The 24,034-nt window shown below is 73.0% G+C and carries 22 protein-coding genes; 3 read left to right on the top strand and 19 right to left on the bottom strand.

Annotated elements, in window-relative coordinates:
* Nucleotides 1-80: 80 nt before the first annotated feature.
* The 5 genes from FDF13_RS07170 to rsmA all read right to left on the bottom strand — a co-directional run bounded on the left by FDF13_RS07170 (nt 81) and on the right by rsmA (nt 5,872).
* Nucleotides 81-326: a hypothetical protein gene (locus FDF13_RS07170; protein WP_137319052.1), complete on the bottom strand. Its 246-nt coding sequence runs from the start codon at nt 324-326 to the stop codon at nt 81-83.
* Nucleotides 327-479: 153 nt separating this feature from the next.
* Nucleotides 480-2,516 (bottom strand): ABC-F family ATP-binding cassette domain-containing protein, encoded by a 2,037-nt coding sequence (locus FDF13_RS07165; protein ID WP_137319051.1) that lies wholly within the window; start codon nt 2,514-2,516, stop codon nt 480-482.
* Nucleotides 2,517-2,807: 291 nt separating this feature from the next.
* Complete coding sequence (locus FDF13_RS07160; RefSeq protein WP_137319050.1) at nt 2,808-3,737, bottom strand: alpha/beta hydrolase; 930 nt, start codon at nt 3,735-3,737, stop codon at nt 2,808-2,810.
* Between the two features lie 84 nt (nt 3,738-3,821).
* Complete coding sequence (locus FDF13_RS07155; protein ID WP_368074055.1) at nt 3,822-4,910, bottom strand: 4-(cytidine 5'-diphospho)-2-C-methyl-D-erythritol kinase; 1,089 nt, start codon at nt 4,908-4,910, stop codon at nt 3,822-3,824.
* Nucleotides 4,907-5,872 (bottom strand): 16S rRNA (adenine(1518)-N(6)/adenine(1519)-N(6))-dimethyltransferase RsmA, encoded by a 966-nt coding sequence (rsmA, locus tag FDF13_RS07150; RefSeq protein ID WP_254668965.1) that lies wholly within the window; start codon nt 5,870-5,872, stop codon nt 4,907-4,909. Before rsmA ends, FDF13_RS07155 begins: the two co-directional genes overlap by 4 nt.
* A gap of 150 nt (nt 5,873-6,022) precedes the next feature.
* On the opposite strand from rsmA, the gene FDF13_RS07145 reads away from it, so the two are divergent.
* Both FDF13_RS07145 and FDF13_RS07140 read left to right on the top strand, forming a co-directional pair.
* Complete coding sequence (locus FDF13_RS07145) at nt 6,023-7,366, top strand: class I SAM-dependent methyltransferase (RefSeq protein WP_137319048.1); 1,344 nt, start codon at nt 6,023-6,025, stop codon at nt 7,364-7,366.
* Nucleotides 7,367-7,640: 274 nt separating this feature from the next.
* On the top strand, nt 7,641-8,597 hold the full coding sequence (locus FDF13_RS07140; RefSeq protein ID WP_254668947.1) for a sulfurtransferase: 957 nt from the start codon (nt 7,641-7,643) through the stop codon (nt 8,595-8,597).
* Nucleotides 8,598-8,606: 9 nt separating this feature from the next.
* Here FDF13_RS07140 and FDF13_RS07135 read toward each other — a convergent pair whose 3' ends face one another.
* On the bottom strand, nt 8,607-10,199 hold the full coding sequence (locus tag FDF13_RS07135) for a glycoside hydrolase family 3 N-terminal domain-containing protein (protein ID WP_137319047.1): 1,593 nt from the start codon (nt 10,197-10,199) through the stop codon (nt 8,607-8,609).
* Nucleotides 10,200-10,370: 171 nt separating this feature from the next.
* Here FDF13_RS07135 and FDF13_RS07130 point away from each other — a divergent pair, with 171 nt between their 5' ends.
* Nucleotides 10,371-11,507 (top strand): glutamate--cysteine ligase, encoded by a 1,137-nt coding sequence (locus FDF13_RS07130; RefSeq protein ID WP_137319046.1) that lies wholly within the window; start codon nt 10,371-10,373, stop codon nt 11,505-11,507.
* Between the two features lie 113 nt (nt 11,508-11,620).
* Here the strand turns inward: FDF13_RS07130 and FDF13_RS07125 are convergent, their stop codons facing one another.
* From FDF13_RS07125 to FDF13_RS07065, 13 genes are all read right to left on the bottom strand, one after another.
* Nucleotides 11,621-12,166 carry a hypothetical protein gene (locus FDF13_RS07125; protein WP_137319045.1) on the bottom strand — a complete coding sequence of 182 codons (546 nt, stop codon included), beginning with the start codon at nt 12,164-12,166 and terminating at the stop codon, nt 11,621-11,623.
* Nucleotides 12,163-13,326: an ImmA/IrrE family metallo-endopeptidase gene (locus tag FDF13_RS07120; protein ID WP_137319044.1), complete on the bottom strand. Its 1,164-nt coding sequence runs from the start codon at nt 13,324-13,326 to the stop codon at nt 12,163-12,165. Before FDF13_RS07120 ends, FDF13_RS07125 begins: the two co-directional genes overlap by 4 nt.
* Nucleotides 13,327-13,550: 224 nt before the next feature.
* Nucleotides 13,551-14,123, bottom strand: a complete 573-nt coding sequence (locus tag FDF13_RS07115; RefSeq protein WP_137319043.1) for an NUDIX domain-containing protein — start codon at nt 14,121-14,123, stop codon at nt 13,551-13,553.
* Nucleotides 14,107-15,360, bottom strand: a complete 1,254-nt coding sequence (tsaD, locus tag FDF13_RS07110) for a tRNA (adenosine(37)-N6)-threonylcarbamoyltransferase complex transferase subunit TsaD (RefSeq protein ID WP_137319042.1) — start codon at nt 15,358-15,360, stop codon at nt 14,107-14,109. Before tsaD ends, FDF13_RS07115 begins: the two co-directional genes overlap by 17 nt.
* Nucleotides 15,350-16,138, bottom strand: a complete 789-nt coding sequence (locus FDF13_RS07105; RefSeq protein WP_137319041.1) for an SRPBCC domain-containing protein — start codon at nt 16,136-16,138, stop codon at nt 15,350-15,352. The genes tsaD and FDF13_RS07105 overlap by 11 nt, the downstream gene beginning before the upstream one ends.
* The gene (locus FDF13_RS07100) at nt 16,135-17,124 is read right to left on the bottom strand and encodes an aldo/keto reductase (RefSeq protein WP_137319040.1); all 990 of its coding nucleotides are present in this window, start codon (nt 17,122-17,124) and stop codon (nt 16,135-16,137) included. Before FDF13_RS07100 ends, FDF13_RS07105 begins: the two co-directional genes overlap by 4 nt.
* Nucleotides 17,125-17,299: 175 nt before the next feature.
* Nucleotides 17,300-17,836, bottom strand: a complete 537-nt coding sequence (locus FDF13_RS07095; protein ID WP_137319039.1) for a GNAT family N-acetyltransferase — start codon at nt 17,834-17,836, stop codon at nt 17,300-17,302.
* Nucleotides 17,836-18,540, bottom strand: coding sequence for a tRNA (adenosine(37)-N6)-threonylcarbamoyltransferase complex dimerization subunit type 1 TsaB (gene tsaB, locus FDF13_RS07090; RefSeq protein WP_137319038.1), 705 nt, complete (start codon nt 18,538-18,540; stop codon nt 17,836-17,838). The genes FDF13_RS07095 and tsaB overlap by 1 nt, the downstream gene beginning before the upstream one ends.
* Nucleotides 18,537-19,151: a tRNA (adenosine(37)-N6)-threonylcarbamoyltransferase complex ATPase subunit type 1 TsaE gene (tsaE, locus tag FDF13_RS07085; protein WP_137319037.1), complete on the bottom strand. Its 615-nt coding sequence runs from the start codon at nt 19,149-19,151 to the stop codon at nt 18,537-18,539. Before tsaE ends, tsaB begins: the two co-directional genes overlap by 4 nt.
* Nucleotides 19,148-20,428, bottom strand: a complete 1,281-nt coding sequence (gene alr / locus FDF13_RS07080; RefSeq protein ID WP_254668946.1) for an alanine racemase — start codon at nt 20,426-20,428, stop codon at nt 19,148-19,150. The genes tsaE and alr overlap by 4 nt, the downstream gene beginning before the upstream one ends.
* Before the next feature lie 104 nt (nt 20,429-20,532).
* On the bottom strand, nt 20,533-22,098 hold the full coding sequence (locus tag FDF13_RS07075; protein WP_137319035.1) for an NAD(P)H-hydrate dehydratase: 1,566 nt from the start codon (nt 22,096-22,098) through the stop codon (nt 20,533-20,535).
* Nucleotides 22,095-23,438, bottom strand: coding sequence for a M20 family metallopeptidase (locus FDF13_RS07070; protein WP_137319034.1), 1,344 nt, complete (start codon nt 23,436-23,438; stop codon nt 22,095-22,097). Before FDF13_RS07070 ends, FDF13_RS07075 begins: the two co-directional genes overlap by 4 nt.
* A gap of 57 nt (nt 23,439-23,495) precedes the next feature.
* Nucleotides 23,496-24,023, bottom strand: a complete 528-nt coding sequence (locus tag FDF13_RS07065; RefSeq protein WP_137319033.1) for a holo-ACP synthase — start codon at nt 24,021-24,023, stop codon at nt 23,496-23,498.
* Nucleotides 24,024-24,034 lie beyond the last annotated feature (11 nt).

Here is a 24,034-nt window from a genome sequence, read left to right as displayed (position 1 = left end):
GTCAGCAGCCCGATGAACTTCCCGTCGGTGACGAGGGTGATCGTGGTGTCGAAGAACCCGGGCGGGCCGACGGGATCCGCTCAGGCCGGGCCGGCCGCAGAGGGGACCGGATCGTCGAGGCGCGCCCCCGAGCCGGAGAAGATCCAGATGTCGGTGAGCAGCGTGCCGAGGATCGCGATGCCGCGGAGCACGTCGAGCGCCGGGAGCCGCCGCCGCGCTGTGGCGGGGTGGGGAGCTGTGGATTCGGAAGCTGTGGGTTCGGGAGAGGTGTCCGTGGGCGCGGCAGTCGCGGCGGCACGCGCGGAATCACCAGGGCGTCGTGTCATGCCCATATGTTACTCAGCAGTATCTTCGGGAATCCTGTGCACGGGAACCCCGCTGCCGAGCTCCGATGACCGCAGCGCAGGCATCCGCGGACACTCCACCTGAGGAACCCGTGCCCCGGGAACCCGTGCCGGCGGCATCGGGGTCCGAGGCACTCAGGCCTCGAGCTCCTCGGACAGCTCGAGCCATTCGAGCTCGAGCTCGTCCTTCTCCTCGGCCGCAGCACCGCGCTTCGCCGTGAGTTCGGCGAGCCCGGTGAAGTCGCTCTGGTCGTGCGCGGCGAGCTCGGCGTCGAGCGCCTCGATGCTCGCATCGAGCTTGTCGATGCGCCGGCCGAGCGCCTGCACCTCCTTGCCGAGCCGCCGCCGCTCGGTCGCGCTGAGCCCGGACCCACCGCCTCCGGACCCGTTGCCTCCGGACCCGTTGCCCGAGGTCGCTCCCGCGGAACCGCCCGAGGCGCCCGCCACCGCGCTCATCACCGAACCCGCGCCCCCGTTCGGGGAACCGCCGTTCGTGGCACCGCTGCCCGTATCGACGCCGTCCGCGCGACCGGACAGCGCCGGATCGGCGTCGAGCCGGAGGTACTCGTCGATGCCGCCGGGCAGGTGGCGCACCGTGCGGTTGCGCACCGCGAATTGGTGGTCGGTGACGCGCTCCATGAAGTACCGGTCGTGGGAGATCACCAGGAGGGTGCCCGGCCAGGTGTCGAGGAGGTCCTCGACCGCGGCGAGCATGTCGGTGTCCATGTCGTTGGTCGGCTCGTCGAGGATGAGGACGTTGGGCTCGTCGAGGAGGATGAGGAGGAGCTGGAGGCGGCGCTGCTGGCCGCCGGACAGATCCTTGACCCGTGACTGCAGCACGGTGCCGAGGCCGAGCTTCTCGAGCAGCTGGCTGGGCGTGAGCTCGCCCCCGGCGGCCTGGTAGGTCGAGCGCTTCCGCGCGAGGATCTCCCGCACCCGGTCGTCGGCGAGCGCATCGAGGTCGCGGAGCTGCTGGTCGAGGACCGCGACCTTGACGGTCTTGCCGCGCTTGACCCGGCCCGCCGTCGGTTCGATCTCCCCGGTGAGCACCTTGACGAGGGTCGACTTGCCCGCGCCGTTGGCCCCGAGCAGGCCGTAGCGGTCACCGGGTCCGATGATCCAGTCGAGGCCGGAGAGCACGGGTTCCCCGGCGGACGGACGTTCCCCGGCGGGCCCGGGTTCGCCGGTGGACGCACGTTCCCCGGCGGGCGCATCGTTCCCGGCGGATGCTTCGTCCCCGGTAGATGGCTCGCCCCCACCGGAGACCGGCCCGCCGCTCGCTTCCGGATACGCGACATCGAGGTCGTGCATCTCGAACACGTCCTTGCCGAGCCGCGAGGTCGCCATCGACACGAGCTCGACGGTGTCGCGCACCGGGGGCTCGGCGGCGATGAGCGCATTGGCCGCATCGATCCGGAACTTCGGCTTCGAGGTGCGCGCCGGCGCCCCGCGTCGCAGCCAGGCGAGCTCCTTGCGCATGAGGTTCTGCCGCTTGGCCTCGACCGCGGCGGCCTGCCGGTCCCGCTCGACGCGCTGGAGGACGTAGGCGGCGTACCCGCCCTCGAAGGCGTCGACCGTCGCGTCGTGGACCTCCCAGGTCATCGTCGAGACCTCGTCGAGGAACCACCGGTCGTGGGTGACGACGAGGAGCGCGCCCTGGCCGGCCGGCCAACGGCGGCGGATGTGCTCGGCGAGCCAGCGGACACCGGTGATGTCGAGGTGGTTCGTCGGTTCGTCGAGCATGATGATGTCCCACTCCCCGGCGAGCAGGCGGGCGAGCGCCACGCGGCGACGCTGTCCGCCGGACAGCTCACCCACCGTGGCACCGAGGTCGATGTCGCGCAGCAGCCCGGTCATGACGTCGCGGACCGCCGGCTGCGAGGCCCATTTGTGCTCCTCCGCGTCGCCGACGACGGAGGTCCGCACATCGAGCGTCGGGTCGAGGACGTCGGCCTGCTCGAGGTAGCCCACCCGGGTGCCGCCGCGCGCCGTCACGCGTCCGGAGTCCGGGTCGAGCACGCCGGCGAGGATCCGCATGAGCGTCGACTTGCCGTCGCCGTTGCGGCCGACGATCCCGATCCGGTCGCCGGCGCTGATCCCCAGCGTCACCTCATCGAGGATCGTGCGATTGGGGTACGACAGGCTCACGGACTCGCAGCCGAGCAGGTGCATGGGACTCCTTCTGTGGGGGCGCCTCAAGCTTAGAGGAGGCCCGCGGGCCGGCACTCATTCCCCCGGCCCGGTCCCCCGGGCGGGCGCTCACTCCCGCATGGGCCCTCACTCCAGTGCCGGCCCTCACTCCAGCGCGGCGAGAGCAACGGACCAGGCGTCCTCGAGATGGGCGGTCCCCTGCTCCGCGACGCCGAACCTCTCCCGGGCCTCCCGGTCGACCCGGTAGCGCGCAGGCCCGGTGAACTCGACTCGGCCGTCCTCACCCAGCAGCCCCAGCCCCGAAATCCCGACTCAGAAGTCCCGGCTGAGCCAGTCGATGAGGTCCGGCCAGATCGCCTCGCCGGTGCCGCGTCGCAGCAGCCCGTGGTGGCCCAGGCGCGGCACGCCGAGCTCGGCGGGGGCATAGGTGCGCCGTTCGACGCTCGCTCGGTGCAGCGGTGCGAGGAGCGCGTCCATCTGCTCGGGACTGGCCCACAGGTCGTCGTCGGCACCGATCGCGAGCACCTCGGCCTCGACCGCCCCGGCACGTTCCCGGGCATGCATCGTGGGGTCGTCGTAGAAGTATCCGGGCAGCCGGGTCCAGCGGCCCCACTCGAGCATCGCCCCGGCGGGGATGTCCTCCCCGAGGCCGAGGCGCCTGCCGGGCATGTAGCCGAGCGTCCGGCACAGCACCGGGCCGACGACGGTGGGCAGCGCACCCACGCGGAGCCGCTCGCGCCGCTTCGCGATCCGCTGTGTCGCCGCCACGTGCGCGGACACGACGGCGAAGCGGGACACCGATTCGAGCCCGTGGCCGAGCACCATCGCGTGGCCGCCGATGCTGTGGCCGACGGCTGCGTGCGGCAGGTCCGGGAAGCGCTCCCGGCACCAGGCAGCGGCGGCGGGGACGTCCTCGCTCATCCAGTCGCGCATCCGCATTCCGGGGTGGTCGCGCGGATCCCCGGACTCCCCCGTACCCCGGTAGTCGTAGGCCATGGCGATGATGCCGGAGGCGGCGATGCAGGAGGCGAACGCGCGGTAGTACCGGCGCGGGGTCGCGGTCGCGGGATGGATCATGATGACCCCGCGCGGCGCGCCCACCGGGTGCCAGACGGTGCCGGAGATCCGATCGGGCCCGACGGGGAAGCCGATGTCCTCCGTCGTCTCGGGCCCGCGGATCTCGATATCGCCGCCCTCGGCGGTGCGGTCGCCGGCGGTGCGGTCGTCAGGCGTGCGGTCCATGGCCTCGAACCTATCCCAACCTACCGATGAGTACACATCGTCGCGCGTATCCTCGTGCGCCCGGATATCGCGCGCCCCAGGCTGTCACGCCGCGGCGGGCGGCGGGACGAGGTGGGCGCCGCCGGCCGGGCCGGTGGTGCGCACGACCTGGCGGACGCCGCGGCTCGCCTCGAGGAGAACGGCGATCTCGAGCGCGTGCGTGTGATCACGGGCGAGGAATCCGACCGTCGGGCCGGAGCCTGACACGAGGGCGCGCAGCGCTCCTGCCCGCACTCCGGTCTCCATGATGTCGGCGATGCCGGGCAGGAGGTCGATCGCGGCTTCGGTCATGTCGTTGTGGAGGACTCCGGCGAGCGCCTCGGGATCCGCGGTGCCGAGTGCGCGGAGCACCTCGGCGGGGTCGACGGCGCTGTGGGCGCCCACGCCGGTGACGTCGCCGGTCCTGTCGCCGTCGCCTGCCCCCGCGTGCTCGCCGCACGTCACCGGCCCCGCATCGCCGCGGGCGGCGCGGATCTCATCGAGGCGACGGTACACCTCGGGCGTGGACAGCCGACCGGTGGAGGTGGCGAGCACCCAGTGGAACTCGCCGCGCCCGAGCACCGGGGTCAGCTCGTCGCCGCGGCCGGTGCCGAGCGCGGTGCCGCCGCGCAGCGCGAAGGGCACGTCCGCGCCGAGCTCGCGGGCGACGCTGTGGATGAGCTCCTTGTCGGTGCATCCGACGAGGTGGGCGTAGGCGACGAGGGCGGCCGCTGCATCGGCAGAGCCGCCGCCCATCCCTCCGGCCACCGGCACGTTCTTCTCGATCGCGACCTCGACGGGCACCTCGATCCCGGTCGCCTCGGCGAGGGCGAGGACGGCCGCCAGCCCGAGGTTCGAGGCGTCGAGCGGCACGGTGGTGTCGGCGTACCGCCCGGTCAGGGTCACCGAGTGCTCCGCGGCGGGGATGAGGGTGACGGTCTCCGCGAGGTCGAGGGACTGGAACACCGTGACGAGGGAGTGGTAGCCGTCGTCCTCGAGCGGACCGACGGAGAGGAAGGCGTTGATCTTGCCGTAGGCGCGCGCCGTCACGGGTGCCGGACCGTCGACCGAGCCATCGAACGGGCCGCCGGCCGACCCGAACGGCGGGCCGGGTCCCGTATCCGGATTCGGGTTCGGGCTCACATCGGGGCTCACACAGTCTCCTTCGCCGCGGCGAGTGCCACGTAGTCGTCGATGTCGAGGACTTCGCCGCGCGCCCGCGGGTCGATCCCGGCCGCGCGCAGGATCTCCTCGGCCCGGGCGGGGCTGCCGGCCCACCCGGAGAGCGCGGCGCGCAGGGTCTTGCGGCGCTGCGCGAAGGCGGCGTCGATCGCGGCGAACACCGACTCGCGGGACGGTGCCCCGCGGTGGGCTCCGTCGGACCCGCGCTGATCCCCGGCTCCGTCTCCACCGGCAGGATCTCCACCGGCAGGATCTGCACCGGCAGGATCTGCACCTGCAGGATTCCCGCTAACAGGATCTGCACCTGCTGGATCTCCACCGGTGCGGCGGCCATCGGCGTGGCGCTCGATCCGGACGAGGCCGGAGTCGACGTTGGGGGCCGGCCAGAACACGTTCGTGCCGATCGAGCCGGCGCGGCTCACCGTCCCGTACCAGCGCGCCTTGACGCTCGGCACGCCGTAGGTGCGGGAGCCGGGCTCGGCCGCGAGCCGGTCGGCGACCTCGGCCTGGACCATGACGAGCACGGTCCGGATCGTCGGGAAGGTCTCGAGGAAGTGGAGCAGCACGGGGACGGCGACGTTGTAGGGCAGGTTCGCGACGAGCGCGGCGGGCGGACCGAGCTCCGGGGACTCCGGCAGCTCGGTGACGCGCAGCGCATCGGCGACGACGAGGTCGAAGGGGGCGTCGTCCCCGCAGCGCTCGGCGACGGTCCGCGGCAGCCGCGAGGCGAGGAGCTCGTCGATCTCGACGGCGATGACATGGTGGCCGGCATCGAGCAGGCCGAGCGTGAGCGAACCCAGGCCGGGGCCCACCTCGGCGACGGTGCACGGTTCGCTCAGGCCGGCGGCGGACACGATCATGCGCACGGTGTTGGGGTCGATGACGAAGTTCTGGCCGCGCTGCTTCGTGGGTCGCAGCTGCAGCTCCGCGGCCATGGCCCGGATGTCGCGTGCGCTGAGCAAGGTGGTCACGTCTCCCACCCTAGACGAACGGCCCCGAGGCGCAGCCGAGCGCAGGAGACCGGCGACCGAGCGCACTCGGGCAGAGGCCCTCGGCCGGCAGGCGCGGTCCTCTAGGCTGAGGGGATGGATGCACGCACGCTGGCCCGCCTGCTCGAGCCCGAGGTGTTCGCCCGCCTCGCCGAGATCGACTACCGGCCCTCCGACGAGCTCGCGCTCGCCGCGCGCCTGCGCAAGGAGGGCCTGGAACCCGAGGCCGCCACCGCGCTCCTCGCACAGGCGGCCCTGCGGGTCGAGGCGGAGGAGAAGTTCGGGCCGTTCGCCTCGGACATGCTCTTCACCCGAGATGGTCTCGCCCAGGCGACCCGGCTGCCGGTCGCCGCCCACCATGCCCGCCGGATGCTCGCCGTCGAGCCGACCCGGCTGGCCGACCTCGGCTGCGGACTCGGCGCGGACACCATGGCGTTCGCCGGGATGGACAGCACCCTCGAAGCCGTCGAGGCGGTCGAGGCCGACGAGGTCACCGCCGCGATCGCGACCTTCAACCTCCGCCACCTCGACACCGTCACGGTGACGCACGGCCTGGCGGAGGACCACGACCTCGAGCACGTCGACGCGCTGTGGCTCGACCCGGCGCGCCGCGCCCTGCCCGGTGGGAAGCCCGGCGGGAAGCCCGGTGGGACGTCCAGTGGGAAGCCAGGTGGGAAGCCCGGTGGGACGTCCAGCGGGAAGTCGGTCAGCGGCACAGCAGGTGCCGGGAAGGGCACCACGGACGCGCACGGCTCCGCCCGCCGAATCACCGACCCCGAGGCGTTCTCCCCCTCGCTCACCTGGGCGTTCGACGCCGCGTCCCGCGTCCGGGCGGCCGGCATCAAGCTCGGGCCGGCGCTCGACCACGCGCTCGTCCCCGACGGCTGGGAGGCCCAGTGGGTGTCCCACGACGGCGACGTCGTCGAGGTCGCGCTCTACGCCGGGGACGCCGCGCTCCGCCCCGGGCGCAACGCCCTCGTGCTGCACCCGCAGGGCCCGGTCCAGGTGCACGAGTCCGAGGTGCCGGTCGATGACGAGGACGGGATCGGGGACCTCGGCTCCTACCTCTTCGAGCCCCACGGGGCGCTCGTGCGCGCCGGGCTCGTCACCGCCCTGTGCGAGCCGCTGGACGCGCGCCGGATCTCGAGGCCGATCGCCTACCTCACCGGGGACCGGGTGCCGATCGGGGCCGCTGCCAAACTCGTGCGGACCTACCGGATCCGCGAGGTGCTGCCGGCCGGGCTCAAGCCGCTGCGCGCCGCGCTCGTGGCCCGCGGCATCGGCCGCGTAGTCATCAAGAAGCGCGGCGCCGACATCGTCCCCGAGCAGGTGCGCCGCCGCCTCAAGCTGCCCACCGGCGAACCCGCCACGCTCGTGTTCACGCGGATCGGCGAGGACCACCTCGTGCTGCTCACCGATCCGGTCGCGCCGAAGCTCTGAAGCACCCGCAGCGGGCATCGGATCCGGAGGCCGCTGCGCACGGCCGGCACAGGCGGCGATCGCGATCTGCCGGCCGATTGACGTGTCGATCCCTCCGCGCAGGGTCCACCGGCCCCATTGCGCTCGGTGCGCGCGTGCGGAATCCTGGCAGTCGTGCGGTCCGAACGACGCTTCTGCCTGTACGACGCCGTTGTCAGTGCTCCATCGTTGTCAGAACGACGCCGTCATCAAAACTGCACCGCACTTCCCATGAGACCGACCGAGGAGACCTGCCGTGGCACGCGAAGACCATCTCATCACCGTCGAGCGACTCGCCGAGGAGCTCATGAGCGCAGCTCCCCCGGTCCTGCTCGACGTCCGGTGGACGCTGCAGCAGCCCGATGGCAGCGCCGACTACGCGGCCGGACATGTGCCCGGAGCGCACTACGTGTCCCTCGACGAGGAGCTCGCCGACCATCGCACCGCCCACCCGGCCGAGGGGAACGCAGCCGCCCCCACGGCCGGTCGCCACCCGCTGCCCTCTGCGGCGACCTTCGAGCAGACGGTGCGACGCTGGGGCATCGACGCCGGCACACCGGTGGTGGTCTATGACGACAATGCCGGGCTCGGCGCGGCCCGCGCCTGGTGGCTCCTGCGCTGGGCCGGTGTCGGCAACGTCCGGCTCCTCGACGGCGGGTTCGGCGCCTGGCGCGCCGCCGGCCGCCCGGTGAGCACGGACATCCCCGAGCTGCCGGACCCGAGCGCTTTCGACATCGCGCCCGGTTCCCTCCCGGTGCTCGACGCCGATGAGGTGGCCGACCGTGCGCGGGCGGGTATCGTCCTCGATGCGCGGGCGCCGGAGCGCTATCGCGGCGAAACCGAACCGCTCGACCCGCAGGCCGGGCACATCCCCGGGGCCCGGAACGCACCGGCTGCGGACAACACGGAGGGCGGGTTCTTCCGCCACGAGGACGAGCTGCGCGCGATCTACCGCGAACTCGGCGTGCTCCCGGGCACGGACCGGGAGGACAGGAGCGGCACCGGCGCGGACAGGACAGATCCGGCCGGCGCGGATGCAGGCGGGTCCGATCCGAGCAGCCCTGTCGGCGTGTACTGCGGCTCCGGCGTCACCGCCTGCCACGATGCCTTCGTCCTCTCGATGCTCGGCGTCGAGGCGGCGCTGTTCCCGCCGAGCTGGTCCGGCTGGTCGAACGACCCGGACCGCCCCGTCGCCACGGGCGCCGAGCGCTGAGCTCGTCCGCTATCGACAGTCCGGCGCCTCGACCCCGTCGACCTCCACCGGCAGGGCGCCGCCCGCGTCCGTCTCCCCGGTGAGGTACCGGGCGAGCGCGCCGAACCCCGCGTCGTAGTCGTCGTAGCCGGCGAGCACGGTGTCCGCCCGGCTGCCCGCCAGCCGCCACGGCCCGCGGGTGCCGTAGACGACGTCGGCGGAGGCCCCCTCGTTGAGGGCGACCGTCGTGTCCGCGTTCGCGTCGGTGCTCAGCCCGTTCTCCTCGGCCTGCGCGGTGAAGGCCGAGATCGCGGCCTGCTCGCCGCTCACCACGGCGACCTCCTCGACCGGCTCGGCGAACGTGCATTCGCCGGCGACCACGGTGAGCGCCGCCTCGGCGAGAGCATCGATGCGCGCGGTGTGGTCGTCGACCGTGACGGCGAGCTCCGCGGCGTGCTCCTGCCACAGCTGCATCGCGACGACCCGCTCGGCCGCCTCGACGAGCCGCTCCCGGTCGAGGTCGCCGGAGTCGAGGGCCTCGCGCAGCGCACCGACCGAGGCCTGCGCGTCCGGCGGGAGGAGGACGAGGTCGGCGCCGGCGCGGATCGCCTCGACCGATTCGGCCCCGCGCGGACCGGCGGGCACCGCACCCATATTCATCGCGTCGGTGACGACCACACCGTCGTAGTCGAGCACCTCGCGGAGCTCCGCATAGGCGTCGGGGTCGACCGAGGCCGGGGTGTCCTCGGAGCCGGGCAGGCCGATGTGGCCCATCATCACCATCGGGACGCCGGCGGCGACCGCGGCGCGGAACGGCGCGATATCGCGCTCGTCCATGTCCGCGATGCTCTTCTCCGACACCGGCAGGGTGTCGTGCGAGTCGTCGGTGAGCGCTCCGTGGCCGGGGAAGTGCTTCGCCGAGGACAGGATGCCGGCATCGGAGTAGCCCCGGATCGCCGCCTCGACGGTGCCGGACACGAGCGCGGGGTCGTCGCCTGCCGAGCGGACGTTGATCGCGGCGTCCCGGGCGCCGATCGTGACGTCGGCGGTGGGGGCGAAGTCGGCGGTGAGCCCGAGGCCGCGGAGGTCCTCGCCCTGCGCCTGGATCGCCGCGGTGGTCAGGGCCGGGTCGTCGGCTGCGCCGAAGGCCATGAGCGGGGGCAGGTCGAGGGCCGCGGTGCCGAGCCGGGACACCGGCCCGCCCTCCTGGTCGACGCCGAGGAACACCGGCGCCTCGCGGTCGGCGCTCGCCTCGGTGATCGCGCCGGTGACCGCTCGGACATCGTCCGGAGTCGGGTTCTCCGGCAGGTTGTAGGCCATGACGATCGCGCCGGCGAGCGCGTTGTCCGCCACGAGCGCGGCCCCGGCGGACGGATCCGTGCCGTCGAAGGAGCCGATGACCACGGCCCCGGCGAGCGCCTCGTCGTCCATCCCGGCGACCACCTCGGCGGCCGGCTCCCGGAAATCCGCGACCTCGACGATCTCCTCGGGCGCATCGGCTCCCGGGGTCGGTTCGACGGTGCTCGGGTCGGAGTGGCCTCCGGGTGCGCCGGCGGGAGCGCTGCCCATGGTGCATCCGGTGAGGGTGAGCAGCGCACAGGCGACGAGGGCGATGATGCGCATCCGGCCATGGTAGCGACTGCGCCTGGGCATCGCGGGCACGGCGGGTGGGAGGACGCCCGGGAGCACCTCGGGCACCGTGCGCGGTGGTCGTCGACGGCTGTCCGGCTCCTGTGCGACCGTCGATGACGACGGCGCGCGGACACGGCGAAGTGCTGGCATAGGATGACGCCCATGGTTGAATTCGCTCGCTCCGACCGCTCCACGCTGGGGGTGGAATGGGAGCTCGCCCTCGTCGATCCCGCGACCCTCGACCTCGTACCCCGGGCCAGCGAGGTGCTCGACGCCGTGGCCGAGGTGCCGGGTCTGGACACGCGGGTGGTCGGCGAGATGCTCACCAACACCGTCGAGATCGTCTCCGGCGTCCACCGCGGAGTCGACGGGATCCGCGAGGACCTCGGCAGCGCGGTGGGCCGGCTGCGGACCATCACCGACGCCCTCGGCATCGGGCTCATGAGCGCCGGCACGCACCCGTTCTCCCGTTGGGCCGATCAGCAGGTCACCGACAAGGAGCGCTACGCAGAGCTCATCAACCGCACCCAGTGGTGGGGGCGGCACATGCTGATCTTCGGCGTCCACACCCACGTGGGGATCGACGACCGCGACAAGGTGCTGCCGATCCTCAGCGCGCTGCTCGCCTACGTGCCGCACCTCCAGGCGGTGAGCGCCTCCTCCCCGTTCTGGGACGGGCAGAACACCGAGTACGCCTCGAACCGGGCGATGCTGTTCCAGCAGCTGCCCACCGCCGGCCTGCCGTATCAGTTCGATACCTGGGCGGGTTACGAGCGCTATGTGGACGACATGCTCACCACCGGTGTCATCGACCATGTCAACGAGATCCGCTGGGACATCCGCCCCTCCCCCGGCTGGGGCACGATCGAGGTCCGCGTGTGCGACGGCATGCCGACCCTGGCCGAGGTGTGCGCAGTGACGGCGTTCGTCCAGTGCCTCGTCGACGACATGTCGGAGCGGCTCGACCGCGGGGAGACCCTGCCGACGATGCCGGACTGGTTCCACTTCGAGAACAAGTGGCGGGCCGCCCGCTACGGCATGGACGCGATCATCATCGAGAACGCCGAGGCGCGCGAGCGGGTCGTCACCACCGTCCTCGCCGAGGAGGTCGAGCGGCTGGCGCCGGTCGCCGAGCGGCTGGGCTGCACGAGCGACCTCCAGGCGATGCTCCGCTTCGCCGAGGCGGGTGCGAGCTACCAGCGGCAGATCGCCGAGTACGAGCGGACGGGCGACCTGCGCTCGGTGGCGCGGCAGCTGTGCGAGGAGTTCACCGGCGAGCGGTCCGTCCTGCAGCGGTGAGCCGAGGTCCGTCTGGAACTGCCGGCTGAGGTCCGGCGGTGCTCAGATGGTCGGAGATCCTCGAGTTCCGGCTCGGGATCCTGGTTGTTCGGCCACCTGGTCAGGTTGTGCTCTCATGCCCGATCGACGAGCAGCGCCCACTCCTGATAGGTGCTCTCCGGCAGGCCCACGGGCTCGAATCCGTGCCGGAGCAGCAGGTTCTCGCAGGAGACGTTCCGCACGTGCACCTTGCCGTGCACGATCCCGCTCGGCGCTCCGCTCGGATCGATCACTGCACGACAGCGCCGGATCACCCGGTCGACGAGCTCGTCTGCCAGGTGTCCGCCGCAGCCGCGGTGCGCGACGTGCACCCCGCTCGAGGTGATGTAGACGGCCGGCATCCCGACCTCGTGGACTTCGAGTTCGTGGAACTCGAGCCAGGCCCCTGCTGCGATGACGTCCTCGCCCGGGACGCGACCGACGACGAGCTCGTCCCCCACGCGCATCCGATGGCTCGCGTTCCTCAAGAGCGCCTGCGCCTCCCACTCCCAGGGCACGGGATGCGGCAGCCGCCGACCGGCCGGGGTGCGCGGTCGCTCGACCGTGCAGGTGAATGACTGGAGCACAGCGGCGGAGCGCCGATCGGTGATCGTCGACCACTCGAGGCGCTCGGATGTCATGCCTGCTGCCGCGAGTCGAGCCAGGCACCGAGTGCCGGCGTGCTGCGCCTGTGCGCCGGGTCGTCGAGCAGTCGGTCCACCGCCTCGGCCTCGGTCTCCGGTTCCTCTACCTCGAAGGTCGTGAGCACGTCCTCGATGTCGACGCCCAGCACGAAGGCGAGCTCCCCGGGGTCGGCCTCCCCGGATTCGACCCGCGCGGTGAGTGCTTCGACGAGCGCGAGAGGGAAGCGCTGGGAAGATGCCTGCTGCTGTCGGTCGGCCACTGCACGGCGGTTCGGGCGCGCACCGTCGAGCGGGTCCGGGGCCCCGCGGAGGAGCGCCGGGGTGCTGCTCTCCAGGGCCGCGCCGGCCTCGGCCGATACCGCGACCTCGAGGAAGCGCAGCCGGGTCAGAAGCGCCCTGGTCGACACCCCGAGCGTCCACAGCACCTGCGTGAGCTCGCTCTCCGACATCGCGGACCAGTCGTGCGCGCGGATCTGTTCAGCGGGAAGCAGCAGCTCGGCGGCGAAGGCGTCCGCGTCGTTCTCCCGGGCCTTCACCGGATGGCGGGAGCCGTCGTGGTGGCCGAGTGCCAGATGAGCCAGTTCGTGGGCCAACGACCAATTGCTGCGGAACCAGCTGGGGTTCGAATTGAGCACGATGATCCCGCGCTCACCGATCCGCAGCGAGTAGTCCGTCGACAGTCCTGCCATGCGGATCACGTCGATCTCGAACGTCGCTTCGATGCTCTCTGCGAACGTGCGGACGAAATCAGGGCCGAGACTCGCGCGCACCCCCTGCGGATCCGCCGGAATCGCTCCGGAGGCCGGCACGGAGCCTGGAAATGCACGCCGGTAGAGATCGGCGATCCGGTCGAGGATCTGCGCATCGTCGCGCGCGCCCGGGTTCGACCGCTCCTTGCGCTGCGGATCCCATGCGTGCCGCGCCGCGAACTCCAGATGGTGAGGGTTCGGAGCACCGGTGAGCAGCCAGGTGAGGTCCGCGTCGAGCGCGCGCGCGATGCGGGTGATCTCGGACAGGGTGAATCCCCGCTGCGCGCTCAGCGCGCGCGACAGCGCATCGGGCTTCATGCCGACAGCCTCAGCGAGACCGCGCTGCGTCATCTCGGCAGGGAGATGGGACCGGATCCGTTGTCCGACCTCGATGAGCTGGGTGTCCATCGCTCCATCCTACCGTGCCGTTGGGAAATTCCCAACGGCACGTCCGTTGGGCCCTGCAGAGGTGAACGGTGCCGCCGGCCGGCAGTGAACTGAGGTCCGGCGGTGCTCAGGTGGCCAGAGATCCTCGATCTCCGGCTCGGGATCGTGGATCTTCGACCACTCGACGCATGTGCGGCGCGCAGGGCCATCGGACGGAGGTGCGGGTCGCCTGACGGAGCGCGGACTCACTCCCCTGCGGGCGGGTTCTCCTCGAGCACGCTGCGCAGGTGGGGCCAGGCGTTCTTGAATCCGGGGTGGAGGAGGTAGCCCTCGACCTCGTCGAGCGGGACCCACGCGAGCTCGACGCTCTCGATGTCGTTGACGAACTCCTCGAGCCGGGTCGTCGCCTGCGCGATCACCGTGGTGTAGCTCCAGCCCTGCTTCTCGAGCACATGGGTGTCGAGCACCTCGACCCCGGTGCCGTCGAGCGCGGGGACCCCGGCCTCCTCGTGGCATTCGCGGATCGCGCCGGCGAGCGCGGTCTCCCCCGCATCGATCGCACCCCCGGGGATGCCCCACGTCCCGCCCTCGGCCGACCACGCGACCCGGTGCTGCAGGAGCACGCCGCGCTCGGGGTCGTGGATGAGCAGACCGGCGGCGCCGAACTTCCCCCAGAACCTCCCCTCGGGCGTCTCCACCCAGCCGTCGCCCGATCGGCGGTGGCGGCGCGGCGGCACGGGGCCGCCTGCGGGGACACCGTGGTGCGGGGTGCCGGAATCCGGGGCGCCGGGCTGCGGCGCATCAGGCGATGAGGACATCGTGGGCCTCCAGGGATGAGGTGACGCCGAAGTCGAACGGCGAAGGGGCGAGGCTGCGGGACGCGATCTCAGCGCCGAGCGCTGCGACCATGGCGCCGTTGTCGGTGCACAGCCGCAGCGGCGGAACGCGCAGGGTGACGCCGGCAGCGGCGCAGCGCTCGGTCAGCCGCTCCCGGAGCCGGGTGTTCGCCGCGACTCCCCCGCCGAGCAGCACGTGGTCGATCCCGGTGTCCTCGCAGGCGAACAGGGTCTTGGTGACGAGCACGTCGACGACGGCCTCCTCGAAGCTCGCGGCGACATCGGCGAGCCGGATCCCGCGGTCACCCGCCCCGGCCTCGTGCGCGGTGACGAAGCGCAGCACGGCGGTCTTGAGCCCGGAGAAGGAGAAGGAGTGCCGGCGCGCGGGATTGCGGAGGTCCGGCGCAGTGGACAGCCCGCGCGGGAACCGCACTGCCTGCGGGTCGCCGGGGACGCCGGTGCCGTCGAGCGCTCCGGCCGCGGCGCGGGAGATGTTCGGTCCGCCCGGGTAGTCGAGTCCGAGCAGCCGGGCGGTCTTGTCGAACGCCTCGCCCGCGGCGTCGTCGATCGTCGCGCCGAGCAGCTCGATGTCGTCGACGATGTCTCCGATCCGCAGGATCTCGGTGTGCCCGCCGGACACGAGGAGCGCGATCGTCGGCGTGTGGAGGCCGGGCGAGTCCTCGGCGACGAGGTCGACGGCGACGTGCGCGGCGAGGTGGTTGATGCCGTAGAGGGGAAGGCCGGTGGCGGCGGCGAGCCCCTTCGCGGCGGACACCCCGACGAGCAGGGCACCGGACAGCCCGGGGCCGGCCGTGACGGCGATCGCGTCGAGGTCCTCGATGCGCACCTGCGCCTCGGCGAGCGCCTGTGCCACGGCAGGGCCGATCGCCTGCACGTGGGCGCGGCTCGCGACCTCCGGGACGACCCCGCCGTAGCGGACGTGCTCGTCCATCGACGAGGCGATGGTGTTCGTCAGCAGCGTGCGGCCGCGCACGATCCCCACCCCGGTCTCGTCGCACGAGGATTCGATGCCGAGGACGAGCGGCCCGGCGGCGGCGCGGGCGGCGCTGTCGTCGCCGGTCGCGGCACCGCCTGCGGCCCGGCCGCCGTGCGCACGGTCGTTGCGCGCACTGTCGTTGCGCGCACGGCCGCCGTGCGCACGGTCGTTGCGCGCACTGTCGCCGCGGGCACGGTCGCCGGTCAGGCCGTCAGCGATCATGGGGTCCGTCGCCGCCGGGTCGGCGCTCCGGGGCTCCGGGGACGCCCGGGTCATGGGAGCCGAAGTCGTGGCTCCCGTAGTCGATGCCGGTCGATTCCTCGCCCGGCCGGTCGGTGTCCTCCGGATCATTGCTGTCGGAATCGTCCTGTGCCTGGGCGGCGAGCTGCTCGTAGCGGGCGGTGAGCTCGCTCTCGGGGACGTCCGAGGCACCGGCGCCCACAGCCTCGCGGAGCAGTCTCAGGTGGGTCTCCCACACCGGTCCCACCTCGGGCAGGATCTCGGCGGCCTCCTCCGCTGTGGCGAAGGTGCAGGTCAGGGAGATGCGGGTGCCGTCGTTCGTGGGCCGCAGCGAGATCCCGAGCCGGCCGAGCGCGGCGAACTCGAGGAGGACGTGGGAGTCCTCCTCGCAGCTGAGCACCTCGGCCTCGAGGGAGCCGCCGGCCTCCGGGTCCGCGGGCCCAGCCTCATCCGCTCCGTACGTTCCGGCGCTGTCCGATCCAGGGGTGCCCGATCCAGTGCTGCCCACCCCGGAGCGGTCCGTTCCGGGGGTGCCCGATCCGGGGCTGGATCCAGGGCTGTCCGGCCCGGCCACGTCCTCGCCGTCGTCGAGGCGGAAGCGCACCCGGTCGTCATCGACCCGGGTGAAGGGCGCGAACCACTCGGCGCACTCGTCCGCGTCCGCGATCCGGCGCCAGACCTCGGCCGGCGAGGCGTCGACCTCGGTGTCGATGACGAGGTCGGTGCCGGATTCCCAGACGATGAGCGAGGCGTCGATCATCGTGCGCCGTCCTTCTGCTCACGAGGTGCGGCCGCGCGTCCGGCGTCCGGCCAGGCGGCGTCGAGCCGTGCGATCTCCTCGGGACTCAAGGTGAGGTCGGCGCCGGCGAGCAGGTCGCCGAGCTGCTCGGGGACCCGGGCCGAGGCGATCACCGAGGGGATCGTGTCATGGGCGAGCAGCCAGGCGAGGGCGACCGCGGTCGTCTTGGTCACGTGGTCGCAGGCGACGCTCTGGAGCACGCCGAGCGCGTCGACGGCCTGCCGGTCGTCGGCGTACTTCGCCACGGCACCACCGCGCACGGAGTCGACCTTCGCGCCGGGGATGTGTTTGCCGGTGAGGAATCCGCCGGCGAGCGAGGCGAAGGGCAGCAGCGCCATGCCGTCGGCGCGGAGGTGCTCCTCGTACTCGCGGGGGTAGTCGTCGCGGGACACGAGGTTGAAGCGGTTCTGGATCACGCGGTACTCGGCCAGGCCGTTCGCCCGCGCGATCTCCTGAGCGCTCCGGAGACGGTCGAGGGAGAAGTTCGAGGCGCCGAGGTGGCGCACCTTGCCCTCGCGCACGAGCGCGTCGAAGGTCTCCGCGACCGCCGTCTGGTCGGCATCCGGATCGTCCTGGTGGGCGTAGTAGAGGTCGATCCGGTCGGTGCGCAGGCGCCGGAGGGAGTCCTCGACGCAGGCGCGGATGTTCGCGGGATCGAGGGTGGCGCGGCCCTCGAGCATGCCGACCTTCGTGGCGATGACCATGTCGTCGCGGTTGCCGCGCTCGGCCATCCACTCACCGATGATCGACTCGCTCTCTCCGCCGGAGTTGCCCTCGACCCAGCACGAATACATGTCTGCGGTGTCGATGAAGTTCCCGCCGGCGGCGGCGTAGGCGTCGAGGACGGCGAAGCTCTGCTCCCGGTCCGCGCCCCAGCCGAACGGGTTGCCGCCGAGGTTGAGCGGGTGGACGCGGAGGTCGGTGTCTGCGAGGGGGATGAGGTCCATGTCGCCAGGCTATCAAGCGACCCTGCGAGATCTCGCGGTCCGACGGGCACTCGTCCGACGGACACTCCCTGAATCCCGGCACCCCGCGGGACGCTCATGACCGCTCACGGAACTCCGAGGTCGTTCCGGACCATGAGGACGCCAGAGCTCTCGAGACCGCTCCGAGCACCCCGGGTCAGAGGAAGGCGCGCATGACGACGGCGTCGGCACCGGTGTAATAGCCCGGGCGGCGGTCGAGCTCGGTGAAGCCGTGCGCGGTATAGAGGCCGTGGGCTGCGGTGTTGTCGCTGCGGACGTCGAGGTAGATGACCTCGCATCCGGCATCCCGGGCGGCGGCCAGGAGGTGGGTGAGCAGGGCGCGTCCGATCCCCCGGCCACGGGCTGCCGGGTGGGCGGCGAGGGTGAGGACATCGGCCTGCGGCCCGGAGACGCCGAGCCCGGCGAAGCCGAGGATCGCACCCGGGTCCCAGGACGCCGGCACGGGGCCTGCCTGACGCTGCGCGGCGTCGGAGCCCGGCGCATCTCCGCCGGGTGCCTCGATGACCACGAACGACTGGCCGGGCGTCGCCACCGCCGCCCAGTAGTACTCGGTCGACCAGGCATCGGGGCCGAAGATCTCCGCGTCGAGGGCGGCGACGGCGGGGATGTCGAACCAGCGCAGCCGCCGGATCCGGTGAGCGCCGCTTCCCTCCGCGGTGCCGGGCTCCGGCATCACCGGAGGCTCGTCGTGCGCCGCGCGGAGGGCTGGGCGTCGGGCTCGCGGAGGTACAGCGGGACCGGCGGGAGCAGCGGACGCCCGGCGGCGATCATCCGGGCGGCGACGATCCCGAGGTCCCCGGCGGTCGGTTCGAGGTCGGCCGGTGCGGTGCCGGTGGGATCGCCGAGCTCCCCCGGGAAGAGGAGGAACCCACGGCCGTACCGGAGCGCAGCGCCCTGATCCGGAACGACGTGCAGGTCCGCGGGGAGGCTGACGGCGGGACCGGCGAGCACCTCGGGCACGCCTGCGGCGTCGAGTCCTGCGTACTCGGTCCAGTAGACCTCCTTGCGGCGCGCGTCGGTGGCGACGCGCAGCCGCGGCGCCGGTCCGGCCGGGGAGACCGGCGCATGGGTGCGGAGGGCGCGCAGAGCGAGAGCGTCGTGGCTCGGCAGGCCGTCGACGGGGATGCCCGCGCCGAGTGCGAACCCGATCCCGGTGGCGATCCCGGCGCGCAGACCGGTGAAGGGACCGGGCCCCACCCCGACGACCACCCGGCCCGGGGCCGGCCGACGCTCGAGGAGGGTGCGGATCGCAGGCCCGAGGAGCTCGGCGTGCTTCCGGGCGGAGAACTCGGTCCATTCGGCGAGCACCTCCTCGGTCTCCGCGTCGACGAGCGCGGCGCTCGCCGCGGCCGAGGTGTCGAGCGCGAGGATGATCATCGGGTCTCCGTTCCGGGGCCGGGTTCCCCGGGCTGCTCGGCGACGAGGGCCAGGCGGGCGTCCCAGCCGGGACCGGTGGATTCGAGGACGAGCAGCCGGCTCTCGTCCTCCTCGGCGAGGTCGAGTTCGAGCGGCTCGGGTGCGATAGGCGCAGCGGGAGCGGGATCAACGAGACCGGTATCAGTCGAGCCGGGCCCGGCAGTGCCGGCCCCGTCCTCCTCGAAGGCGCGCACGAGGGTGATCTCGAGGCGTTCGGCGGAGAGCTCCTCGGCGATCCCGTGGCCCCATTCGATGACGGTGACCGATTCCGCGAGGTCGGCGCCGAGGTCGAGGTCGGCGAACTCGGCGGAGTCGTCGAGGCGGTAGGCGTCGACGTGGACGAGGCCCGGCCCCGCGCCGGCCGGGGCGTGCTCGCGGGCGATGACGAAGGTCGGCGAGGACACCCGGCCACGGACGCCGAGGTGCCCGGCGAGGAACTGGGTGAAGGTCGTCTTCCCGGCGCCGAGGTCACCGGTGAGGATGATGACGTCGCCCGGACGCAGGACGGCGGCGAGGCGCGCGGCGAACGCGTCGATCTCCTCCAGGCCGGCGATGCGCAGCTCAGCCCTCATCCGCGGTGCCCTCGTCCCCGGAACCGGTCGTCGACGCCCGCGACCGCAGATGACGGGATCCCGCCCTGCCGCACCGCCGACGTGGCGTCCTGTCCGGCGCCGATGACGACCCGCTCGACGCGCGGGCCGATCCGGGTGACGATCTCGTAGTTCACGGTGTCGGCCCAGGCGGCCCACTCCTCGGCGCCGGGACCCGTGGTGCCGTCGCCGATGATGACGACCTCGTCGTCGATCTCGACGGGCCCCGGTCCGATGTCGAGGATCATCTGGTCCATCGCGACCCGCCCGACCACGGGGTACCGGCGGCCGCGGATCGACACCTGCGCGCGGTTCGAGGCCGCGCGCGGGATCCCGTCGGCGTAGCCGCCGGCGACGAGGGCGAACCGGGTGGGTTCAGTGCACGTGTAGGTGAGGCCGTAGCTCGCACCGTGCCCGGCAGGCACGTCCTTGACGGCGAGCACGCGGGAGACGAGGGACATCGCCGGCCGGAGGCCGAGCTCGGCGGCGGTCCGTCCCTCGAAGGGGCTGAGGCCGTAGGTGCTCAGGCCGACACGGGCGAGCCCGCCCGGCACGGGGTCGAGCGAGAGCGCCGCCGGGGAGTTCGCGGCATGGACGAGCAGGGCGGCAGGGTCGCCGAGCGCCCCACCGGCGGACTCGAGCACGGAGACGAGCTGCTCACGTGCCCCGTCGAGGACCGCGAGCTGGTTCCCGGTCTCCGGGTCACCGATGACGTCGGCGTTCGCGAGGTGGGTCATGATGCCGACGACCACGACCGGGCCCGCGGTACGCGCGGCGGCCTCCGCGAGCTCGGGCAGGAACGCGGTGAATGCCTCGGGGGTGAAGCCGTTGCGGCCCAGCCCGGTGTCGATCTTGAGGTGCACCCGCACGGTGCGTCCGGAGGCCTCGGCGGCGCGGATCACCTGGCGCAGCGCGCCGGCGGTCGACACCCCGAGCTCGATGCCCGCCCGCGCGCAGGCGGTGAGGTCCGTGCGGTCGTCGTAGAGCCAGCACAGGATCCGCTCGCGCCGCACCGCGGGATCCTCACCGAGCAGGGCGGCGAGCTGGAGCGCCTCGGGCACCGTCGCCACGCCGAAGTCGGCGACGCCGGCGGCGCGGCAGGCGTCGACGACTGCGGCGAGGCCGTGGCCGTAGGCGTCGGCCTTGACGACGCTGAGCAGGGTCGCCGGGGCGACCCGGGCCGCGATCGTCGCCGCGTTGTGGGTGATGGCTCCGGTGTCGATCCGCGCCTGCACCACTGTCCCCGGGAAGGAGACCACCGGCGGTCCGACCGGCGACGGTGCAGCAGCATGCGGAGTCGGTCCAGGAGGAGTCGATGTTCTCGCAGCGGGATCCGTCCCGGGCCGTGCAGCATCGGGTGCGGTCATTCGCCCCTCCGGCCGTCGTTCTGCCCGGTTCCCGCGCCGGCACTTCCGGTCATGAGACCGAGCACGATGTCCTCCACGGCCGCCGGGAGCCCTGATGCGTGCGTGGTCCGGTGGCCGGCGAGCCCGTGCACGGTGACCGCGAGCCCGGCGAGGATCGCGATGTCGGTGGCCGGGCCGCTCCAGTCCGCCTGGTCGTACGGACCGCTGCGCTCGGCCACGCGGTGTTCCGCGGTAGTGGCGAGCAGCGCACCGAGGATCCCGGTGAGCACGTCGCCGGATCCGGCCGTGGCGAGCGCCGCCGGTCCCGGTGGCGGGGCGACGACGCTGCCGTCGGGCCGGGCGACGATCGTGCGCCGCCCCTTGAGGGCGATGACGCCTTCGAACGCCTGCGCGGCCCTCACGGCGTGGGTCACCGGATCCGCTTCGACCTCCGCGCGGGTGGGCACGCCGGTGGTGAGGCGGCCGAGGAGGTCGACGAGCTCGCCGGCGTGCGGCGTCACGATGCACGTGGTCTCGAGCGGGCGGGTGAGGAGTCCGAGGCCGCCGGCGTCGATGACGAGGGGCAGGGACCGGTTCTCCGCCTCGATGATGGCGCGGCGCATGAGGAGGGTGTCGGGGGCGCCCGGGCCGACGGCCCACGCCTGGACCCGCCCCGGTTCGGTGACGACCTCGGGGCAGCGGTCGAGCACGGCCGCGGTGACCTCGTCGGGGGCGAGCAGGCGGAGCATGCCGAGCCCGGTGGACACGGCCGCAGCGGTGGTGAGCAGCCCTGCGCCGGGGTAGCGGTGGGATCCGGCGACGAGGCCGAGGACGCCGCGGGTGTACTTGTGCATGTCCGGCTGCGGGAACGGCCAGCCGACGGCGAGGTCGGCGGGCTCGGGCGCCTCGACGGTGGGACGGAACGGGGCGAGGTCGAGTCCGATGTCGACGAGGGCGAGCTCTCCCGCGGCGTCGGCGCCGCCGGGCAGCAGCAGTCCGGCCTTGTGCCCGCCGAAGGTCACCGTGCGATCGGCGCGCACGTGGACGGCGCCGACCGCTCCGGTGGTGGCGTCGACCCCGGTGGGGACGTCGACCGCGATGACACGCTGCCGCCGGGCGCTCCCGGTGCCGGAGGCCGCAGCCTGGCAGTCGGCGATGAACGTGTCGAGCGGTGCGCGCAGCGATCCCGAGGCACCGGTGCCGAGGATCCCGTCGATGACGAGCTCGGCCCGCGCGGTCAGGGGCGCGGATTCGGCGCCGAGCGGTTCGATGTCGCCTCCTGCCGCACGCAGTGCGGCCGCTCCCTCGGGGTGGAGGCGTCCGAGGACGTCGACGACGGTGACGCGGGCGCCGCGGCGGCTGAGGTCCGCGCCGGCGAACAGCGCGTCTCCCCCGTTGTTGCCGGCTCCGGCGAGGACGACGACGCGGGCGCCGGTGACGCACCCGCGCGCCTCGATCAGATCGCGGCGGCAGACCGCGGCGAGGCCGGCGGCGGCGGTGCGCATGAGCACCGGTCCGCGGCCGGCGTCGAGCAGCGGGGCCTCGGCGGCGCGGATCGCCGCTGCGGGATAGCCGAGTCTCATCCCCGCACCTCGGCAGCTCCGTCCCGGGCAGCACCCTCCAGTAAAGCTCCGTCCCGCGCGGTGTCGTCTCCGGCGGCTTTCTCCAGCCGGGCGGCGGCGAGGCGGGCGAGGAACAGTGCGTGGTCGGCGAGCGCGTCCTCGCTGTGGCGGGCGCGCGGGGAGTGGTTGGAGTCCTGCTCCTCGGGCACGGTGCCGGGCATCGCCGCACCCAGGTGTCCGTACGATCCGGGGACGGCCATGAGGACGCGGGAGAAGTCCTCGGAGCCGGCCTTGGGGTGCTCGACGAGGGTGACGCGGTCGGCGCCGAAGAGCTCGGCGAAGGTCTCGCGGTAGAACGCGTTCTCCGCCTCGTCGTTGATCGTCGGCGGCAGCACGGTGTCGTACTCGACCTCGGCGCTCAGCCCGTGGGAGGCGGCGAGCTCACGGACGAGGGCGGGCAGCTCGGCGGCGGCGCGGGTGGTGGTCGTCTCCGAGAAGGTCCGCACGCCGACGGCGAGCGAGGCGGTGTCGGGGACGACGTTCGCCGCGGTCCCGCCGGTGAACTTGCCGACGGTGACGACGATCGGGTCGAACACGTCGAAGCGGCGGGAGACGTACTCCTGGAGCTGTCCGATGATCGCGGCCCCGGTCTGGATCGGGTCGTAGGTGGTGTGCGGGCGCGAGGCGTGCCCGCCCTTGCCGCGGAGGACGACGTCCATCAGGCTGAACGCGGCCATGTAGGAACCCGGCTTCGAGTACAGCCGGCCGATCTCCTGATCCGCGGACACGTGGACACCGTAGGCGGCGACGACCGGGACCCCGGCGGCGTCGAGCACACCCTCGTCGAGCATCATCCCGGCGCCGTCCCAGCCCTCCTCGCCGGGCTGGAACATGAACACGACGTCACCGGCGAGGGAGTCGCGGATGTCGTGGAGGAGCCGGACCGCGCCGACGAGACCGGTGGTGTGGAGGTCGTGGCCGCATGCGTGCATGGCGCCGTTCGTCGCGGCGAAGTCGAAGCCGGTCGCCTCCTCGACGGGCAGGGCGTCCATGTCGCCGCGCAGGAGCACGGCCACGGGCGAGGCGCCGCCCGCGTCACGGCGACCGCCGCGCAGCACCACGGTGAGCGAGCTCAGGCCCTCGCCGCGGGTGATCTCGACGTCGAGGCTCGCGAGCGCCTCCTCGACCCGGCGCTGCGTCTGCGGCAGCTCGAGCCCGATCTCCGGGGACCGGTGCAGATCCCGGCGCAGATCCCGCAGCTCGGGGAGCAGCGCTTGCGCGGACTCGTGCGTGGGCAGGGAGGTTCCGACGATCGATCCGGAGGAGGTCGTCTCGGAGGTGGGAGCGGCGGTATCGGTCATGGCTCCAGAGTAGTCGGTGGGGCGGACGCGCCCTGCAACCGGTGCTCCGGGCCGCAACTACGCGTGCTTCCGGCGGGCGGCCTCGCGCTGGGCACGGCGGGCATCCCGGCTCGCCCGCGCCCTCTCCCGCGCCGCGGCGAGCTCGGCGAGCGCCTCGGGCGACCCCGGCAGCAGCGGCGGCGGCTGGTCCGGGGGCGGGGCGAGCGCGGGGCCGGAGCCCTCGACGACGACGAAGGTCATGGTCCGCTCCCCGTCATGGGTGATGGAGAGGTGGACGCGCTCCCCGCCGAGGGACCGGAAGTGCTCGAGCACCCAGCCGGAGAGCCGGAAGCTCGGCGCACCGGAGAAGGCGGAGACCACCTCGGCCTCGTGCCAGGGGATGATCTGCGGCAGCTGGAGGGCCTTGACGAGCGCCTCCTTCGCGGAGAAGCGTGCGGCGAGCGACTCCGGGGTGCGCCGCTTGCCGTTCTTCTTCAGCTGTTCCGCAGGCGTGAGGAGCCGGTCGAGGAGCTCGGGCACCCGCTCGATGTGCTCGGCGAAGCGCGGCACGTCGGCCAGATCGAGGCCGATCCCGATGATCCCCATGCTCACTCCCC

Origin of the sequence: Brevibacterium sp. CS2, assembly GCF_005280295.1 — a bacterium.
Taxonomy (GTDB): domain Bacteria; phylum Actinomycetota; class Actinomycetes; order Actinomycetales; family Brevibacteriaceae; genus Brevibacterium; species Brevibacterium pityocampae.
The sequence above is the reverse complement of the archived record's forward strand: the minus strand, read 5'-3'. Positions and strand labels throughout refer to the sequence as shown.

What these genes read in the sequence shown, in the direction of transcription:
- FDF13_RS07170 (WP_137319052.1), bottom strand. Translation starts at nt 326, where the DNA reads ATGACACGACGCCCTGGTGATTCCGCGCGTGCCGCCGCGACTGCCGCG.
- FDF13_RS07165 (WP_137319051.1), bottom strand. Translation starts at nt 2,516, where the DNA reads ATGCACCTGCTCGGCTGCGAGTCCGTGAGCCTGTCGTACCCCAATCGC.
- FDF13_RS07160 (WP_137319050.1), bottom strand. Translation starts at nt 3,737, where the DNA reads ATGGACCGCACGCCTGACGACCGCACCGCCGGCGACCGCACCGCCGAG.
- rsmA (WP_254668965.1), bottom strand. Translation starts at nt 5,872, where the DNA reads ATGGCCGCGGAGCTGCAGCTGCGACCCACGAAGCAGCGCGGCCAGAAC.
- FDF13_RS07145 (WP_137319048.1), top strand. Translation starts at nt 6,023, where the DNA reads ATGGATGCACGCACGCTGGCCCGCCTGCTCGAGCCCGAGGTGTTCGCC.
- FDF13_RS07135 (WP_137319047.1), bottom strand. Translation starts at nt 10,199, where the DNA reads ATGCGCATCATCGCCCTCGTCGCCTGTGCGCTGCTCACCCTCACCGGA.
- FDF13_RS07130 (WP_137319046.1), top strand. Translation starts at nt 10,371, where the DNA reads ATGGTTGAATTCGCTCGCTCCGACCGCTCCACGCTGGGGGTGGAATGG.
- FDF13_RS07125 (WP_137319045.1), bottom strand. Translation starts at nt 12,166, where the DNA reads ATGACATCCGAGCGCCTCGAGTGGTCGACGATCACCGATCGGCGCTCC.
- FDF13_RS07120 (WP_137319044.1), bottom strand. Translation starts at nt 13,326, where the DNA reads ATGGACACCCAGCTCATCGAGGTCGGACAACGGATCCGGTCCCATCTC.
- FDF13_RS07115 (WP_137319043.1), bottom strand. Translation starts at nt 14,123, where the DNA reads ATGTCCTCATCGCCTGATGCGCCGCAGCCCGGCGCCCCGGATTCCGGC.
- tsaD (WP_137319042.1), bottom strand. Translation starts at nt 15,360, where the DNA reads ATGATCGCTGACGGCCTGACCGGCGACCGTGCCCGCGGCGACAGTGCG.
- FDF13_RS07105 (WP_137319041.1), bottom strand. Translation starts at nt 16,138, where the DNA reads ATGATCGACGCCTCGCTCATCGTCTGGGAATCCGGCACCGACCTCGTC.
- FDF13_RS07100 (WP_137319040.1), bottom strand. Translation starts at nt 17,124, where the DNA reads ATGGACCTCATCCCCCTCGCAGACACCGACCTCCGCGTCCACCCGCTC.
- FDF13_RS07095 (WP_137319039.1), bottom strand. Translation starts at nt 17,836, where the DNA reads ATGCCGGAGCCCGGCACCGCGGAGGGAAGCGGCGCTCACCGGATCCGG.
- tsaB (WP_137319038.1), bottom strand. Translation starts at nt 18,540, where the DNA reads ATGATCATCCTCGCGCTCGACACCTCGGCCGCGGCGAGCGCCGCGCTC.
- tsaE (WP_137319037.1), bottom strand. Translation starts at nt 19,151, where the DNA reads ATGAGGGCTGAGCTGCGCATCGCCGGCCTGGAGGAGATCGACGCGTTC.
- FDF13_RS07075 (WP_137319035.1), bottom strand. Translation starts at nt 22,098, where the DNA reads ATGAGACTCGGCTATCCCGCAGCGGCGATCCGCGCCGCCGAGGCCCCG.
- FDF13_RS07070 (WP_137319034.1), bottom strand. Translation starts at nt 23,438, where the DNA reads ATGACCGATACCGCCGCTCCCACCTCCGAGACGACCTCCTCCGGATCG.
- FDF13_RS07065 (WP_137319033.1), bottom strand. Translation starts at nt 24,023, where the DNA reads ATGGGGATCATCGGGATCGGCCTCGATCTGGCCGACGTGCCGCGCTTC.